Source organism: Polaromonas sp. JS666 (genome assembly GCF_000013865.1).
Taxonomy (GTDB): Bacteria; Pseudomonadota; Gammaproteobacteria; order Burkholderiales; family Burkholderiaceae_C; genus Polaromonas.
Map to the genome: position 1 here is coordinate 242,189 of NC_007948.1, position 16,708 is coordinate 258,896.

Annotated in this window: 14 protein-coding genes; 10 read left to right on the forward strand and 4 right to left on the reverse strand. The window is 65.0% G+C overall.

Going from position 1 to position 16,708, the window contains the following annotated elements:
- Positions 1–214 precede the first annotated feature (214 nt).
- The 4 genes from BPRO_RS01115 (at position 215) to mrdA (ending at position 5,022) form a co-directional block, all read left to right on the forward strand.
- Positions 215–1,258, forward strand: a complete 1,044-nt coding sequence (locus BPRO_RS01115) for a rod shape-determining protein (RefSeq protein ID WP_011481196.1) — start codon at positions 215–217, stop codon at positions 1,256–1,258.
- An 83-nt stretch (positions 1,259–1,341) separates the two neighbouring features.
- The gene (mreC, locus tag BPRO_RS01120; RefSeq protein WP_011481197.1) at positions 1,342–2,265 is read left to right on the forward strand and encodes a rod shape-determining protein MreC; all 924 of its coding nucleotides are present in this window, start codon (positions 1,342–1,344) and stop codon (positions 2,263–2,265) included.
- Positions 2,262–2,780 carry a rod shape-determining protein MreD gene (gene mreD, locus BPRO_RS01125; RefSeq protein WP_011481198.1) on the forward strand — a complete coding sequence of 173 codons (519 nt, stop codon included), beginning with the start codon at positions 2,262–2,264 and terminating at the stop codon, positions 2,778–2,780. Before mreC ends, mreD begins: the two co-directional genes overlap by 4 nt.
- Before the next feature lie 166 nt (positions 2,781–2,946).
- Positions 2,947–5,022 carry a penicillin-binding protein 2 gene (mrdA, locus tag BPRO_RS01130; RefSeq protein ID WP_011481199.1) on the forward strand — a complete coding sequence of 692 codons (2,076 nt, stop codon included), beginning with the start codon at positions 2,947–2,949 and terminating at the stop codon, positions 5,020–5,022.
- Positions 5,023–5,047: 25 nt separating this feature from the next.
- On the opposite strand, the gene BPRO_RS01135 is transcribed toward mrdA, so the two are convergent.
- From BPRO_RS01135 to BPRO_RS01150, 4 genes are all read right to left on the reverse strand, one after another.
- Positions 5,048–5,806, reverse strand: coding sequence for a TSUP family transporter (locus tag BPRO_RS01135; protein WP_011481200.1), 759 nt, complete (start codon positions 5,804–5,806; stop codon positions 5,048–5,050).
- 495 nt (positions 5,807–6,301) lie between these two features.
- On the reverse strand, positions 6,302–7,783 hold the full coding sequence (locus tag BPRO_RS01140; protein ID WP_049764051.1) for a sensor histidine kinase: 1,482 nt from the start codon (positions 7,781–7,783) through the stop codon (positions 6,302–6,304).
- On the reverse strand, positions 7,764–8,534 hold the full coding sequence (locus BPRO_RS30300; protein WP_041388179.1) for an Hpt domain-containing protein: 771 nt from the start codon (positions 8,532–8,534) through the stop codon (positions 7,764–7,766). The genes BPRO_RS01140 and BPRO_RS30300 overlap by 20 nt, the downstream gene beginning before the upstream one ends.
- A 109-nt stretch (positions 8,535–8,643) precedes the next feature.
- Positions 8,644–10,386, reverse strand: a complete 1,743-nt coding sequence (locus tag BPRO_RS01150; RefSeq protein WP_011481203.1) for a GMC family oxidoreductase — start codon at positions 10,384–10,386, stop codon at positions 8,644–8,646.
- Between the two features lie 307 nt (positions 10,387–10,693).
- On the opposite strand from BPRO_RS01150, the gene BPRO_RS01155 reads away from it, so the two are divergent.
- The 6 genes from BPRO_RS01155 to creD all read left to right on the forward strand — a co-directional run bounded on the left by BPRO_RS01155 (position 10,694) and on the right by creD (position 16,707).
- Positions 10,694–11,839, forward strand: coding sequence for an MlaE family ABC transporter permease (locus tag BPRO_RS01155; protein WP_041388181.1), 1,146 nt, complete (start codon positions 10,694–10,696; stop codon positions 11,837–11,839).
- A 138-nt stretch (positions 11,840–11,977) separates the two neighbouring features.
- Positions 11,978–12,766: an ABC transporter ATP-binding protein gene (locus tag BPRO_RS01160; protein WP_011481205.1), complete on the forward strand. Its 789-nt coding sequence runs from the start codon at positions 11,978–11,980 to the stop codon at positions 12,764–12,766.
- A gap of 23 nt (positions 12,767–12,789) precedes the next feature.
- Positions 12,790–13,722 carry an MlaD family protein gene (locus tag BPRO_RS01165; protein WP_011481206.1) on the forward strand — a complete coding sequence of 311 codons (933 nt, stop codon included), beginning with the start codon at positions 12,790–12,792 and terminating at the stop codon, positions 13,720–13,722.
- Positions 13,719–14,432, forward strand: a complete 714-nt coding sequence (locus tag BPRO_RS01170) for an ABC-type transport auxiliary lipoprotein family protein (RefSeq protein ID WP_011481207.1) — start codon at positions 13,719–13,721, stop codon at positions 14,430–14,432. Before BPRO_RS01165 ends, BPRO_RS01170 begins: the two co-directional genes overlap by 4 nt.
- Before the next feature lie 13 nt (positions 14,433–14,445).
- Positions 14,446–15,006 carry a Crp/Fnr family transcriptional regulator gene (locus BPRO_RS01175; RefSeq protein ID WP_011481208.1) on the forward strand — a complete coding sequence of 187 codons (561 nt, stop codon included), beginning with the start codon at positions 14,446–14,448 and terminating at the stop codon, positions 15,004–15,006.
- 321 nt (positions 15,007–15,327) lie between these two features.
- Positions 15,328–16,707, forward strand: coding sequence for a cell envelope integrity protein CreD (creD, locus tag BPRO_RS01180; RefSeq protein ID WP_011481209.1), 1,380 nt, complete (start codon positions 15,328–15,330; stop codon positions 16,705–16,707).
- The last annotated feature ends 1 nt before the right edge of the window (position 16,708 follow it).

A 16,708-nucleotide genomic window follows, 5' to 3' on the forward strand; every position in this document is an offset into this window, starting at 1 on the left:
CCGAAAAAACGCCGCGCCGCAGCCATTGATTCACAGGGGATGCGTTATTATCCCGCCTTTGGTGTGAAATCATGGCTGGATGCACTCCGTAGGCGCTTTTTGGGTGCTGGAGACAAGCTTTCGGACAGCTTTGGCCCCACTTTCTCATACTTGGTTCATCATAAAAAGCGATCGGGCAACCCAGTTTGCTCATGCACCAACCGGATTCCTGCATATGTTTGAAGCATTCCGTCGGTATTTCTCGACCGACCTGGCGATTGACCTCGGTACCGCCAACACCCTGATTTTTGTACGTGACCGCGGCATTGTGCTTGATGAGCCCTCCGTGGTGGCGATTCGCCACGAAGGCGGCCCCCAGGGCAAAAAAACCATCCAGGCCGTCGGCCGCGAAGCCAAGGCCATGCTGGGCAAGGTGCCCGGCAACATCGAGGCCATCCGCCCGATGAAAGACGGCGTGATTGCCGACTTCACGGTGACCGAGCAGATGCTCAAGCAGTTCATCAAGATGGTGCACCCGCGCAGCCTGCTCAAGCCCAGCCCGCGCATCATCATCTGCGTGCCCTGCGGCTCGACCCAGGTCGAGCGCCGCGCCATCCGTGAAAGCGCCCTGGGCGCCGGTGCCAGCGACGTCTACCTGATCGAGGAACCCATGGCCGCCGCGATTGGCGCCGGCCTGCCGGTCTCCGAGGCCAGCGGCTCCATGGTGGTGGACATTGGCGGCGGCACCACCGAGGTCGGCGTGATCTCGCTGGGCGGCATGGTCTACAAGGGCAGCGTGCGCGTCGGCGGCGACCGTTTCGACGAGGCCATCATCAACTACATCCGCCGCAACTACGGCATGCTGATCGGCGAGCCAACGGCCGAGGCCATCAAGAAAAGCATAGGCTCGGCCTTTCCTGGCTCCGAAGTCAAGGAAATGGAAGTCAAGGGCCGCAACCTGTCCGAAGGCGTGCCGCGCAGCTTCACCATTTCGAGCAACGAAATCCTTGAAGCCCTGACCGACCCGCTGAACAACATCGTCAGCGCCGTCAAGAATGCGCTGGAGCAGACCCCGCCCGAGCTGGGCGCCGACATCGCCGAGCGCGGCATGATGCTGACCGGCGGTGGCGCGCTGCTGCGCGACCTGGATCGCCTGCTGGCCGAAGAAACCGGCCTGCCGGTGCTGGTGGCCGAAGACCCGCTGACCTGCGTGGTGCGCGGTTGCGGCATTGCGCTGGAGCGCATGGATCGCCTGGGCTCCATCTTCACGTCGGAGTAAGGTGCTGCCGCCCGCCGTCCTTCACCAGCCCGCCTTCGCCTGCGCGCAGATCGCATGAAGCAGGGCCAGCCTGACAGCGCACCATGCCCTTAGGAACCCTCGACAGATCCCCGCCGCCCTTCTTCAAGCAGGGGCCGTCGGCGCTGTCCAAGCTGATGTTTTTCAGCGCCTTGTCGCTGTTCCTGATGGTGGCGGACACGCGCTTTCGCATCACCCAGCCGGTGCGCGCGGCGCTTGCCACCGCGCTCTACCCGGTGCAGTGGCTGGCGCTGCAGCCGGTGCGTGCCGTCAAGGGCGGCAGTGACTATTTCATCAGCCTGAACCAGGCCCAGTCCAGCAGCGAGGAAGCCCGCAAAAAACTCGCGCTGCAGTCGCTGCGCGCCAGCCAGGTGGAGCAGCTGTCGCAGGAAAACAGCCGCCTGCGCAAGCTGCTGGGCCTGCGTGAGCAGCTCGCCACGCCGGTGCTGGCCGCCGAGGTGCTGTATGACGCGGCCGATCCTTACACCCGCAAGGTCATCATCGACAAGGGAATGGCCCAGGGCGTGGATCTCGGCTCGCCCGTGGTCGATGAGTCCGGTGTGCTGGGGCAGGTCACCCGCGTGCACCCGCTGGTGAGTGAGGTCACGCTGGTGGTGGACCGCGACCTGGCCATTCCGGTGCTCAATGTGCGCACCGGCGCGCGCAGTGTGGCCTATGGCGACCCGGGCGCGCCTGGCAGCGGGCTGGAACTGCGCTTCATGGGCAGCAACTCCGATGTACAGCAGGGCGACATGCTGACCACCAGCGGGGTCGACGGCGTCTACCCGCCGGGCCTGCCGGTGGCAACCATCACCCGGATCGAGCGGCGCGCCGAATCGGCCTTCGCCAAGATTTACTGCGCGCCGCAGGCGCTGGTGACGGGGGCCCGGCATGTCATGGTGGTCAAGCCCTTGTCGAGCCAGATCCCGCCGCAGCCCGAGGCCGAAGCGCCATCCGTCCCGGCCAAGAAGAAGGGCGCCGCCAAATGATCATGCGCTCCGGCCAGCAACTGCTGCTGCCCGCCAACCCGGTCTTCATCTGGTGCAGCCTGATCGCGGCCTTGCTGCTGGACATGCTGCCGCTGGGCCGCGTGCCCTGGATGCCCGATTTCCTGGCGCTGGTGCTGGTCTTCTGGAACGTGCACCAGCCGCTGCGCGTGGGCATTGGTGTGGCGTTCATGTTTGGCCTGGCCATGGATGTGCACCAGTCTTCCCTGTTGGGGCAGCATGCGCTGTCCTACACGGCGCTGAGCTTTTTTGCTGCCATGATTCACCGCCGCCTGCTGTGGTTCTCCGTGCCGTCGCAGGCGGTGCAGGTGTTGCCGCTGTTTGCGGTGGCGCACGGTGTGGAGCTCATCATCCGCATGATCGGCGGAGGCATTTTCCCGGGCTGGATCATGCTGCTGGCACCGCTGGCCGAAGCGCTGCTGTGGCCTGTCGCCAGCATCTTGCTGCTGGTGCCGCAGCGGCGGGCGCCGGATCCCGACCAAAATCGACCACTCTAGATGGGAGTGCCGTAGAGTTGTTTTATATTTGTGCCAAAGCGCCGCACTGGTCTCGTCGTTCCCAACCCAGTCGGGGCCGCGGAACTGGCTTTGCCAGGCCGCAGGCGCAGCGGCCCCCTCGGGGGGCAGGGAGCACACGTGGTGAGCGACCGTGGGGGCAATCTTCATGACTGAGCTGCGCAACGTTGAAGCCGATTTGTCGCGCTTTCGCGCGCGCGTGCTGGTCGCGAGCCTGGCCGTGCTCTGCGCCTTTGGGCTGCTGGCGGCGCGGCTGGTCTACCTGCAGGTGTTCCGCCACACCGACCTGAGCGAGCAGGCCGAAAGCAACCGCACGGCCATCGTGCCCATCGTGCCCAACCGCGGGCTGATCCTGGACCGCAACGGCGTGGTGCTGGCCAGCAACTACTCGGCCTACACGCTGGAGATCACGCCGTCCAAGGTGGCCAACCTGGAGGAGACCATTGCGGCGCTGGAAAAAGTGGTGGACATCCAGCTGCGCGACAAGCGGCGCTTCAAGCGCCTGCGCGAAGAGGCCAAGAATTTCGAGTCGCTGCCCATACGCACCCGCCTGACCGATGTGGAAGTGGCCCGGTTTGCCGCGCAGCGTTTCCGCTTTCCGGGCGTCGACATCAAGGCGCGGCTGTTCCGCAGCTACCCGTACGGCGAGCTCGGCAGCCATGTCGTGGGCTACATCGGCCGCATCAACCAGAGCGAAAAAGAGCGTATCGACGAAGGCGACGACCAGGGCAACTACCGCGGCACGGACTACATCGGCAAGCTCGGCGTGGAGCAGAGCTTTGAAAAGCAGCTGCACGGCATCACGGGTGTCGAGCAGGTCGAGACCTCGGCGGGCGGGCGGGCGGTGCGCCGGCTGGCCAGCAACCCGGCCATCCCCGGCGACACGGTGATGCTGTCCATCGACATCAAGCTGCAAAAGCTGGTGGAAGACATGTTCGGCGATCGGCGCGGCGCGCTGGTGGCGCTGGACCCGAAAACCGGCGATGTGCTGGCGTTTGTCAGCAAGCCGACGTTCGACCCCAACCTGTTCGTGGACGGGATTGATGCCGAGAGCTGGGAAGCCCTCAACGAATCGATCGACAAGCCGCTGCTCAACCGGGCGCTGCGCGGCACCTACCCGCCAGGCTCCACCTATAAACCTTTCATGGCCCTGGCCGCCCTGCAGCTCGGCGCGCGAGCCCCAGGAACCCTGATCAACGACCCCGGTTTCTACATGTTCGGCGGCCGCCGTTTCGGCAGCCCCGAGAACGAGAAGGGCGGCATCATGGACATGCACCGGGCCATTGTCGAGTCCAGCAATGTTTACTTTTACTCGCTGGCCAACGAAATCGGCGTGGACGCCATGCATGACTTTATGAAGCCGCTGGGCTTCGGCCAGATCACCGGCATCGACATCAATGGCGAAGTGCGCGGTGTGCTGCCCAGCCAGGCCTGGAAGCGCAGCTACTTCAAACGGCCGGAACAGCAGAAATGGTTTGCCGGTGAGACCATTTCGCTCGGCATTGGACAGGGCTACAACAGTTTCACCATGCTGCAACTGGCCCAGGCCACCGCTGTGCTGGCCAATAACGGTATCAAGTACAAGCCGCGCCTGATCATCGGCACGCAGGACCCGGTGACACGGGCGATGCACCCCCTGCCGGTTGCGCCGCCTGAAGACCTGGGTTACAAGCCCGAGAACGTGGCGGTGATCCGCAAGGGGCTGGCCGGCGTGGTGCAGGGCGGAACCTCGGCCAGGGTGTTTGCTGGCGCGGGCTACCTGAGCGGCGGTAAAACCGGCACGGCCCAGGCCGTGGGAGCCCCGAAAGGCAGCAAGTACAACAGCGCCAAAATGGAAGAACACCAGCGCGACCATGCGCTGTACATTGCCGTTGCCCCCGCCGAGGACCCCCGGATCGCACTGGCGGTGATCGTGGAAAACGCCGGCTGGGGCGCCGGCGCGGCCGCGCCCATTGCACGCCGGGCCTTTGACTACCTGTTGCTGGGCCAGTACCCGAGCGAGGAAGACATGGCTGCCGTGCAAAAAGGGCTGGCCGCGGCACCCATTGGCAAGCCGCGCCGCGCGGCCGACATCGCGGCCTTGCCGGTCGCCGGGGTGCCGGCCATGGAGGCACCCCGGGTGGAGGGGCCCGCGGCGGCCACTGCCGCCAGGACCGAGGGCGTGGTGCCGGTGGCCGGCAAGCCAGCGGCGTCTGCGCCGGTAGCGGCTACCCTGCCGCGTTAGCTTTTCTGCGGCGGGTCAGCGGGGGCTATTTCAAAAAGGCGTCGAACGCTGTTTTCAGGATCAGCGCGCTGACCACCACAATAAACACGCTTCGCACAAAATCAGCGCCCCGTCTGAGCGCCAGCCGGGTTCCCAGCAAACTGCCCGCCACATTGGCCACGGCCATCGTCAGGGCGATATGCCACCAGATATGGCCTTTCCAGGCAAACAGCGTCAGCGCCGCCAGATTGGTGGCGATATTGAGCAGTTTGGCGGAGGCTGCCGCATTCAGGAAGTCGTAGCCCAGCCAGCGCACGAACAGGAAAACCAGAAAACTGCCGGTGCCGGGGCCAAAAAACCCGTCGTAAAAGCCCAGCACCAGCCCGATGCAGCAGGCCGCCGCGGTTTCGGCGCGGCCGGCAAAGCGCGGCGTATGGTGGCGCCCCAGATCCTTGCGCGCCAGTGTGTAGATCAGCACCCCCAGCAACACGAGCGGCAGGGCCTTGCGTAAAAAGCCCGCAGAGATAACGGTCACCAGCCAGGCGCCCGCCAGCGAGGCCGCAAAACCGGCCCCTGCCGCCGGCAGCAGGGCCGACCAGCGCATGTCGACGCGGCGTGCAAACTGGGCGGTGGCCACCGCCGTGCCCCAGACCGAGGCCCCCTTGTTGACGCCAAACAGCGTGGCCGGGTGGGCGGTGGGAAAGATGGCGAACAGGGCAGGCACCAGGATCAGGCCGCCACCGCCGACGATGGCATCCACAAATCCAGCCAGCAGGGAGGCAAAGGTAACAATCAGCAAATCCATGGTGCGAATTGTCCCATGCGCCAAAATGGCTTCTGCTACTCAATTAATAGCAAACTATAGCCATTCATCAAGGGCCTTCATGTGATTGAAGTAAGGCAGGCGACGGGCCGAACGGCCATAAAAAAAGCGCTGGGGTTGCCAGCGCTTTCACAAAAAAATATCTTTGTGGAATATTCGTTTGCGTTGTAATTGCTCTTCGTGTCTCCTCGGCTCCTCGCGTTGCGAGCAGCAGCTCGTCAGCAAGTCCTTTAATATAGCCGGCGCACTGAGACAGTGCATTAGGAGTTTCCCGCACATTTTGGGCGGCATCGGCCTTTTCACGCCGACAAGGCATTAAGGGCTCGTTCGGGAATAACTTGCACATTTGGCTCGCCAGCTTCGGGCGCGCTGCGTTGTTGCGACTCGCTTGTGTGGGCTGGCCACACGGCGCTCCCCGCGCCTGGCAGCGCATCCCGAATCCGACGGCCAAATGCACAACCTATTCCCAAACGAGCCCTAACCGCCCAGCGTGAAGTAAAAGCGCGCGCCCTGACCGGGCGCCGATTCGGCCCAGATCCGTCCGCCATGCCGCGTGACGATGCGGTGCGCCATCGCCAAGCCAATGCCGGCGCCTGAAAACTCCGAGGGGGAATGCAACCGCTGGAAGGCGCCAAACAGCTTGTCGACATAGGCCATTTCAAAACCGGCGCCATTGTCCGCGACGCAGTAAACCGTTTTTCCGCCAACGTCGGTCTGGCTGCTGACGCGGATGACGGCGCTGGCCTGCCGGGACGTGAATTTCCAGGCGTTGCCCAGCAAATGCCCGAGCAGGTGCTGGAGCAGGCTGGCATCGCCGTCGGCTTCCAGCGGCGCCTCGACCTCGGTTTGAACCTGGCGCCCCGGCTCCTTGGCCTGAAGCGTGGCCAGCACGGCGGTGCAGATTGCCGCCAGGTCCACCTTTTCGGGTCGGGTCGTCGCCTGCGACAGCTGGGCCAGCGACAGCAGGCTGTCGGTGCGGTCGTTCATCTGGCTGACGCCGGCGCGTATGCGGTTCAGGTAATCCTTGCCGCGCGCCGTCAGGTGGGCCGCCATTTCCCGCTCCAGCAGGCTCGCCAGGCCATTGATGGCAATATAGGGTTGCCGCAGGTCGTGGGCCAGCGAATGCGAAAAAGCCTGCAGTTCCTGGTTGGCCGCCGTCAGCGCAGCGGTTCGCCGTTCCACCCGTTGTTCAAGTTCGGCGTTGAGCCGCAAGATGCTTTCCTCGGCGGATTTTCGCTCGGTGATGTCACGCACGATGATGCTGCCCTGGACATCGCCGTTGCTGCTGAGGTGTTGCGACGCTGAAATTTCGACAGGGAATTTCACGCCGCCGCGGCGCACGCAAAGGAGCTCGCCCCGGTATTTCTCGGGACTGCCCCGCATATCCTGCAGCCGCGGGTCAGCGCCGTCCACGAGGCCGGCAAGCCCGGCGCGGCGCAAGTCCTGCTCCGTCATGTCAAACATGTGGCAGGCGGCCTGGTTGGCCGAAACAATGGTGCCGTCTGCCAGCGTCTGGATGAAGCCATCCAGGCTGCTTTCAAAGACCAGGCGAAAGCGCTCTTCACTGATGCGCAGCGTGTCTTCCGCGGCCAGCAGGCTGCGGTAGCGACGGGCCCGGCTTTGCACCGCCGAGATCAGGTTGGCTGGCTCGACAGGCTTGATGATGAAGTCGTCGCCGCCTTGCTTGAGCGCCTGTGACTGCTTGTCCAAGCTGGTCTCTGTTGACAGAAAGACGATGGGGATGCGGACAAACTCTTCCTGCTGGCGAATCAGTGCGGCCAGTTCCATGCCGTTGCAGTCGGGCATGTAGAGGTCGCAGGTGATGAGGTCAGGGCGGAATGCCGTGAGCAGACCCGTCACGGTGGTGGGGTCGGTCACGATGGCGGTTTCCATGCCGGCCGATTGCAGCACCTCGGCATAAAAGCCCGCCAGGCTTTCATCATCCTCGATGATCAGCACGCGGTAGGGCCTGGACGGCTCGTCGGAGGTAATGCGGCCCAGAAAACCGAGCAGCGAACGTACATCCAGCGGGGCGGGGAAATAGCCGACACCGCCCGCGCGGATGGCCCGCAGCCGGGACTGGAAATCCGTATCTCCGGCCATGAAGATCAGCGGCACCGCCGCCGATGCGCCAGGGCCGGGCCAGCGCGCGCAGCACCAGCTGCTCCTCCTCGGGCAGGCCCACGTTGGCCAGGATCGCTGCCGCGCTGCCCGCCGGGCTGGCGGCCAGCTTTGAGGGACTGTCAAAGACCCGGCCGCGATAGCCCGATTGATCCAGCTGGCGTACCAGGTCGGCGGCCACGTCCGGATCGGGCTCGATGATATCGATCAGGCGGGCGGAGGGCTGCGCGCCCTGCGCGGGTGTTGATACTGGCGAAACCACCGCTGCGGTCCCGGCTTGCGCCAGCGCGGCCTGAAGCGCCTGCAGGCCGGTGTCCAGCAGGCCGGCGTCCTCGGGCCCGGGTGCAAGCCCCGCATCCTGGCAGCGCGTCAGCACCTGCTCCAGCGAGCTGGCGGCCGCGCTGATCTGCGGAAAACCAAAAGTGCCGCCCGAGCCTGTGAGTTTGTGCGCCCGCATCAGCGCGTCGGCGCCTGCGTGCTGCCTGAACTGGCCGAGCGCGTCCTGCAGCAGCTCCACCTCCCGCGGCAGCCCGGACAGGTAAAGCTGCCGAAGCTTCTCCAGTTCCAGCGAAAGTTGACGGTGGGGCATGCAGGTGTCCTGGCGGCTCAGTGGGAATGGGGGGCTGATGCCCATTATTGCGCGTGAACGCCACCGAAGGAACAAAGCGGCGATGCCGATCCCGGCATCCCCGGCGGGCTTACTCGCCGTCGCGAATCCACTGCGCCGCCTTCTCCGCGATCATCAGCGTGGGCGAGTTGGTATTTCCGCTGGTGATCAGCGGCATCACCCCGGCATCGACGACGCGCAGGCCGCGAACGCCGCGCACCCGCAGGTGCGAGTCCACCACCGCGAGGGGGTCGTCATGGCGGCCCATTTTGGTGGTGCCGACCGGGTGGAAGATGGTGGTGGCAATGTCGCCGGCCAGCCGCGTGAGTTCTTCGTCGGTCTGGAACTGCACGCCCGGCTTGAATTCTTCAGGCCGGTATTTGGCCAGCGCGCTCTGGCTGACAATGCGGCGCGTCACGCGCAGCGAGTCGGCCGCCACCTGGCGGTCCTCGGCCGTGCTTAGGTAATTGGGGGCGATGGCCGGGGCGTCCTCAAAATGGCCGCTCTTGATGTGCACGGTGCCGCGGCTGGTCGGGTTGAGGTTGCACACGCTCGCCGTGAAGGCATTGAAATTGTGCAGCGGCTCGCCAAAGGCATCGAGCGACAGCGGCTGGACGTGGTACTCGATGTTCGGGTAGGGTTGCGCCGGCGAGCTGCGCGTGAAGGCGCCCAGTTGCGAGGGCGCCATGCTCATCGGGCCGGTCTGGCGAAACGCATATTCGAGCCCGATGCGGGCCTTGCCCCACAGCGAATTGGCCATGGTGTTGAGCGACAGGCCCCAGCGCTTGCCGCCTTCCAGGGCCTGCACCTTGTAGACCGAGCGAATTTGCAGGTGGTCCTGCAGGTTGGCGCCGACACCGGGCAGATCCTGCACCACGGGGATGCCGTGCTGCTGCAGCAGGGCGGCCGGGCCAATGCCCGAGAGCTGCAGAATTTGCGGCGAGCCGATGCTGCCGGCGCAGAGAATGACCTCGCCCATGTGTTCCGAGTCCCGGGTGGCCAGCGCGGTGATGCGTCCCTGGCCGGTCCATACCTCGGCGCCGGTACAGCGCTGGCTGCCATCGGGCTGCGGCTCGATCAGCAGCTTGCACACCTGCGCATTGGTCCAGAGCTCAAAATTGGGCCGGCCGTAGCAGGCCGGCCGCAGGAAGGCCTTGGCGGTATTCCAGCGCCAGCCGCTTTTCTGGTTGACTTCAAAATACCCGACGCCTTCGTTGTCGCCCCGGTTGAAGTCCGGGGTGGCCGGAATGCCGGCTTGGGTAGCAGCCTCGGCAAACGCATCCAGAATGTCCCAGCGCAGCCGCTGTTTTTCAATGCGCCATTCGCCGCCCGCGTTGCGGTGGCGCAGCAGCTTCTGGTAGGGGTTGAGCTTGTCCTGCATCAGCTCGGGGGCGGTGCCGCGTGCGCCGTGCATGGCGTCCGCGCCCTTGTAGTAGTCTTCGTGCAGCTTGAAATGAGGCAGGGCGTTGTCCCAGCGCCAGGCGCTGTCGCCGGTCAGTTCCGCCCACCGGTCGTAGTCGCGGGCCTGGCCGCGCATGTAAATCATGCCGTTGATGCTCGAGCAGCCGCCCAGCGTTTTGCCCCGCGGGTAGCGCAGTGCGCGGCCGTTGAGGCCGGCGTCCGGCTCGGTGTTGTACAGCCAGTCGGTGCGCGGGTTGCCAATGCAGTGCAGATAGCCCACCGGAATGTGGATCCAGTGGTAGTCGTCCTTGCGGCCGGCCTCGATCAGCAGCACGCGCTTGGAAGCGTCAGCGCTGAGGCGGTTGGCCAGCAGACAACCGGCCGTGCCGGCGCCAATGATGATGTAGTCAAAAACCTGGTTCTCGTCTTGCATGGGTGTGCTTTTTGTCTTGCGGTTCCCGGCCGGGGCTGTGATGGTGACTGGTTTTGGGCGGGGTAGCAGGGGGATCCTGCCTGCCTTGCCTAACGCAGGACTGACCAGCTTCAGATTGTGGCAAAACCTGGCCGGCCGCGCGGCGGGGATTACCCGCTGACTCCAGTGGGCGGCAACCCGGCTGTAGGACCAGAGCGACAGAACCGTGCACATCTGCCCGAATGGGTATTGCCAACAGTTACCATGACAATTTTGCGCGGCCGCGCATGCAAAGGTCACCGGCCTGCGCCCCGCCTCAGTCATGCTTATGGAAGAATCCACGCCCCGCATTGAACAGCAGGACACAGCCGAAGGCCGGCGGTTTGTCGTGCGGGGGGCATGGACGGCCTCGGACCTCACGGGCCGGCTGGTATGGGACACCCTGACGGCACAGCTTGAGATCCTGCGCCGCCATGCCGCGCCCGCTGGCGAGGCGTCGACCGTCCGGTGGGATTTGAGCGGGCTCGAGAAGCTCGACCACCTCGGTGCCCAGGTGCTGTGGAATCACTGGGGCCGCGACTGGCCGGCACAGCTGCAGGTCGAACCCAGCCAGCGTGCGGTGCTGGAGACCGTGGCCAAATTCGCGGTCGTCCCGCCAAAACCGCGCGGGTCCGACTGGAAGGACCTCCTGGTGCTACTTGGCAACCGGGCGCTGGACCTGGTCGATCACAGCAAGGGCCTGGTGCGCCTGGTGGGCCAGTTGCTGCTCGACATCATCCGGCTTGTCCGGCACCCGAAGGAGGGCCCCTGGCGTGATCTCTCGGGTCACCTGTACCACATTGGCGCCACGGCGCTGCCCATTACCGCGCTGGTGGGATTTCTGATCGGCGTCGTGCTGGCCTACCTGATTTCGCAGCAGCTGCGCCAGTTCGGGGCAGATGCCTACATCGTGAATATTCTTGGCATCTCGCTGATCCGGGAACTCGGGCCGGTATTGGCGGCCATTCTTATCGCGGGGCGCTCCGGCTCCGCCATCACCGCCCAGATTGGCGTGATGCGCGTGACCGAAGAACTCGACGCCATGCGGGTGATGGGCATCGCCCGGGGCTTCCGGCTGGTGATGCCGCGGGCGCTGGCATTGGCGGTGGTGATGCCGCTGATCAGCGTCTGGACCACGATTGCCGCCCTGCTCGGCGGCATGCTGGCCGCCGATATCTCCATGGGTGTGACGCCCTCGTACTTCATCAACTCGCTGCCGCGTGCGGTGGATGCCGCCAACCTGACGCTGGCCACCGGCAAGTCGGTCGTGTTTGGCGTGCTGATCGCCATGGTGGGATGCCATTACGGCCTGCGTGTCAAACCCAATACCGAGAGCCTGGGGCAGGGCACCACCGCCTCGGTGGTTACGTCGATCACCGTGGTGATTCTGGTGGACGCGTTGTTTGCGGTCGTGTTTAAAAGCGTGGGCATATGAATGTCGCCCCCACGCTTGTCACTGCGTGTACTGCGCTGCCCCCCGAGGGGGCCGCTGCGCCTGCGGTCTGGCAAAGCCAGTCCCGCGGCCCCTGCTGGGAGGAAGAGCCGCCATCACTTTTCAGGTACGGGTTTCGATATGACTGACGCTGTCGTTGAAATCAAAAAGCTGTGGACCGTTTTTGAGAACGGCGACCGCAAAGCCGTGGTGCACAAGGACCTCGATTTGACGGTCGAGCGCGGCGAGGTGCTGTCGCTGGTGGGCGGCTCCGGCACCGGCAAGACGGTGCTGCTGCGCCAGATGCTGGGACTCGAAACGCCGACCCGTGGCGAGATCACCGTGCTGGGCAAGCCGGCCGCCGAACTCGGCAAGCGTGGCGCGGCGCGGCGTGTCGGCATGCTGTTCCAGCAGGGCGCGCTGTTCTCGGCCTTCACCGTGCTGGAGAACATCGCTTTTCCGCTGCGCGAACTCAAAACCCTGCCGCTCGACCTGATCCGTGAAGCGGCCATGGTCAAGCTGCAGATGGTGGGCCTGAGCCCGGATGCAGCCGACAAGATGCCCAGCGACCTGTCGGGCGGCATGGTCAAGCGGGTGGCGCTGGCGCGCGCCCTCATCATGGATCCGCCGCTGCTGCTGCTGGATGAGCCCACGGCGGGGCTGGACCCCGACAGCTCGGACAGTTTCTGCTCCTTGCTGCGCGCGCTGCACCGGGACATGGAACTGACCGTGGTGATGGTCACGCACGACCTCGACACGCTGTTTGAACTCAGCAGCCGCATTGCCGTGCTGGCCGAGCAGCGTGTCATCGTCAACGATGTGCCGCGGGAAGTGGTGGCGTTCCCGCATCCTTTCATCCATGAATTTTTTCTCGGCGAAAGGGGCCAGCGCGCGATGGAACTGCTGCGCGAATACCCCTTCACGGTCTAGCGCAAACCAGAAAGGTCTTCAAGATGGAAAACAAAGCCCATGCCATGGCCGCCGGCGCCTTTGTGCTGGTGGTCACTGCCCTGCTGGTGATGCTGGCAGTTTGGCTCACGCGCGACAACACACAGCGCAACCTGTATGAAATGAGTACCGGTGAAAGCGTCTCGGGCCTGCAGCCCCAGGCTGCGGTGCGCTTTCGCGGCGTGCCGGTCGGCAAGGTCGAGTTGATCGGCTTTGACACCAAGGTCAAGGGCAACGTGCTGATTCGCGTGTCGATTGACCGCAGTGCACCCGTGACGAAATCGACGTTTGCCACGGTGGCCTCCCAGGGCGTGACGGGGCTGGGCTTTATTCAGCTCGACGACGATGGCTCCTCGCCGGAACGGCTGGTACCCAACGACGAAGACCCGCCGCGCATACCGCTCAAGCCGGGCGGCCTGGACAAGCTGCTCAAGCAAAGCGATGTGATCTTTGACCAGGTGGAGCAGGCCAGCACACGGCTGAACAAGCTGCTCTCCGATGAGAACCAGGCCGCGGTGACCTCTGCCATCACGCAACTCGGCGAGGCGGCCGGCAGCATCAACCGCGTGGCCAGGGGCCTTGAGCCCACGGTGGCGACCTTGCCTGGCCTGTCACGCGACGCCACCGTCACGCTGAAATCCGTCAAGACGGCTGCAGACGACGTCAGCACGACAGCCACCCGCTTGAACGCAAAAGGCGGGACGCTCGACAAGCTTTCCGACGGCGGAACGGCCCTGGCCGCGGGCGTGGAAACCTTCAGCGCCGGCACGCTGCCCAAGCTGGGCGAGGTGGCCGATGAAACCGCGCGCACCATGCGCCAGCTGCGCCGCACCGTGAACGCGGTGGACGACAACCCGCAGTCGCTGATTTTTGGCAACGGACCGCCGGTGCCGGGTCCCGGCGAGGCAGGATTTTCCGCCAACGGGGGGAAAAAATGAGGCTGATTCTTTTCAAACCCCATCAAGACGCTGCGAATCCAACGGCTGATGCCTGGCGGTTTTATTGGGTGAAGTACCTTTTTTGTTCCGTGGCTGCGACCCTGGTGCTGGGCGGCTGCTCGAGCCTGCCGGACAAGCCAACGCGCGCCACCATGTACGACTTCGGGCCGGGTGCGCTGTCACTGCGTCCCGGCACGCGCGAGGCGCCCTTGCCCCCGCTGGCGATCGACGACATTGGAACCAGTGGCGGCGCGCTGGACAACATGGCGGTGCTCTACCGCCTGGGTTATGCGGATGCGCAGCAGTTGCGCCCCTATTCCCAGGCGCGCTGGAGCATGCCACCCGCGCAGCTGATACGCCAGCGCCTGCGCGAGCAGCTGAGCCAGCGTCGCGCGGTCTTCAATGCCGGTGAGAGCGCGGCGCTGAACCGCACCCAGAACGCGGTGCTGCCGCAGCTGCTGCGGCTGCACCTGGAGGAGTTCAGCCATCTCTTCACCGCACCCGATGCCAGCGTCGGCCTGATTCGCCTGCGCGCCACGCTGGTGGAAGTCACACCCGCCGGCGAAAAGCTGGTGGCGCAGCGCCATGTGATCGTGCAGCGTCCCGCGCCCAGCGCCGATGCCCCCGGCGGCGTGCGCGCGCTGACAGCGGCCACCGATGCGGCGATCGAAGAGCTGGAGCAGTGGTTGCAGCAGGCGCCCGCGCACTAAACCAGCGGCACCCATGAAGACACTTCAAGAGCAACTCGACGCTGCCGGCCTGCACGTGTTTGGCTGCTGCGAGCGACTGAGCGCCTATGGTCCCGGCCTGTTGCAAAATTCTCCGCTGCTGCAGGACTTCACCCCTGCGGAGGCAGACATCCTGGGCGCCTCCATGCTGCTGGTGCGTGCCGAGCCCGGCCAGGTGATGATCCGGGAGGGCGAGTCGGGTGACTGGATGATGCTGATCCTCAAAGGTACCGTCGACGTGACCAAGCGCGTCGAGCCGCAGGGCGACGCGGCCGCGGCGGACGCGGATGCGCCGGCCCCGGTCTCGCGGGTGGCCGTGGTGCGCAGCGGCGCGGCCGTGGGTGACATGTCCATGCTCGACAGCGAGCCGCGCTACGCCAGCTGCACCGCCATCGAAGCCGTAGAGGCCGGCGTGTGGGGGCGCCATGAAATTGCCCGGTTGATCCGCGACCACCCTGGCGTGGGCGCCAAGCTGCTGGTCAAAATCACCCAGATAATGGCGCAGCGCCTGCGCAACACCAGCAACCAGCTGGTCAAGTTGCTGCAGAAAAAATAAGTTCACCCCCGTCCAGGCTCACTTCGTGTAGCCTGTTCCCCCCTCAAGGGGGCGGCGCCTGGGGCCGGCGAAGCCGGACCCGCGGCCCCCACTGGTGAAATACCCCCACTGGTCGCGCCCACAGAACTCTTCAACCCAGCATGAGCCGCGGAACCGGCTTTGCCGGGCCGCAGGCGGGCGGCCCCCTCGGGGGGGCAGCGACCCACACGAAGTGGGGGAGCGTGGGGGCTTCACATTGACTTCACACAGGCGGGCGGCACCTCATCCGGACTTCACACGCGGTTTGCACACTTCCTTTCGTTGTCAATACGAAAGGAAGTCATGAAACAAAAATTCGCGGCACTGGCCCTGGTGCTGATACTGCTGGTCCTCGCTCTGCTGAAAATCAGCGACGTGGTGCAGGACCGCCAGAATCACCGGCAGATCGCCATCCAGAGCGTGGCCCAAAGCCTGGCCGGCCCACAGACGCTGACGGGTCCGCTCATCCACATGGCCTGCACCGAGGAATGGGAGGTCAGGAATTCCGACAGGCAGGTGCACAGCGAGCGGCGCGAATTCCTGCTGGTTGCTGCGCCGGCTTCGCTCACCCTCAAGGGCAGCAGCAAGCTGGAGCCGCGCGCCCGCGGGCTGCATGCGACGCAGGTGTTCAGCCTGAAGGCCGACCTGGTGGCCGAATGGACCGACACGGAGGCGCTCAAACCTGTCGCTGAACATGCAGGCTCGCGCATGAATTGCGGCCAACCACTGCTGATGCTGGCGGTGTCCGATTCGCGCGGCATCCGCCATGCCAGCGTGAAGGTCGGCGACCAGGTGTTGGCACTCAAGCCGGGCACGTTTTACGGCAGCTACCCGCGCGGCGTGCATGCACCGCTGCCGCCGGCCATGGTGCGCTTCCTGCCGCTGCAGGTACAGCTCGGACTGGAACTGGTGGGCACCGAAAGCATTTCGGTGGTGCCACTGGGTGGCGATACCCGGATGCAGCTCACGTCCAACTGGCCGCACCCGAGTTTCGGCGGCCAATTTTTGCCGGTGGACCGCAAGATCACACCGCAAGGGTTCGAGGCCAACTGGCGCGTCAGCTCGCTGGCAAGCACGGCGCAGCAGGACGTCGCGCAAAAGGATGCGGCCAGGCGCAAGGGGGCCTGCCCGTCTTACGGCGATGGTTCGGCCCACGGCTCCTGCGTGGAGGCCTTTAGCGTGACTTTTGTCGATCCGTCCAATACCTACGCGCTCAGTGACCGGGCCACCAAATACGGTCTGCTCTTCATTGGCCTTACTTTTCTGGCGGTGGGGCTGTTTGAGTTCATGAAATCACTGCGCGTGCATCCCATCCAGTATTTGCTGGTCGGTGCGGCAATGAGCATGTTCTTTCTGCTGCTGGTGAGCCTGTCCGAGCACATGCCGTTCGAAAGCGCCTATGTGGTTGCCTCTGCGGCCTGCGTGCTGCTGCTGACCTATTACGCCAGCCACATGCTGGGCCGCTGGTCGCGCGGCCTGCCTTTTGGCCTGGGTATCGCCATGCTTTACGGCATGCTGTTTGTGTTGCTGAGGATGGAGCAGACCGCCTTGGTGCTGGGCGCCGTGGCATTGTTCGCCGTGCTGGCTGCGATCATGATGCTGACCCGCCGGGTTGACTGGTACGCACGCTTTACGCAGGCGGGGCACGTCGGGCAGGCGGAAGCTGCAAAGGTGGCCGGCTGAT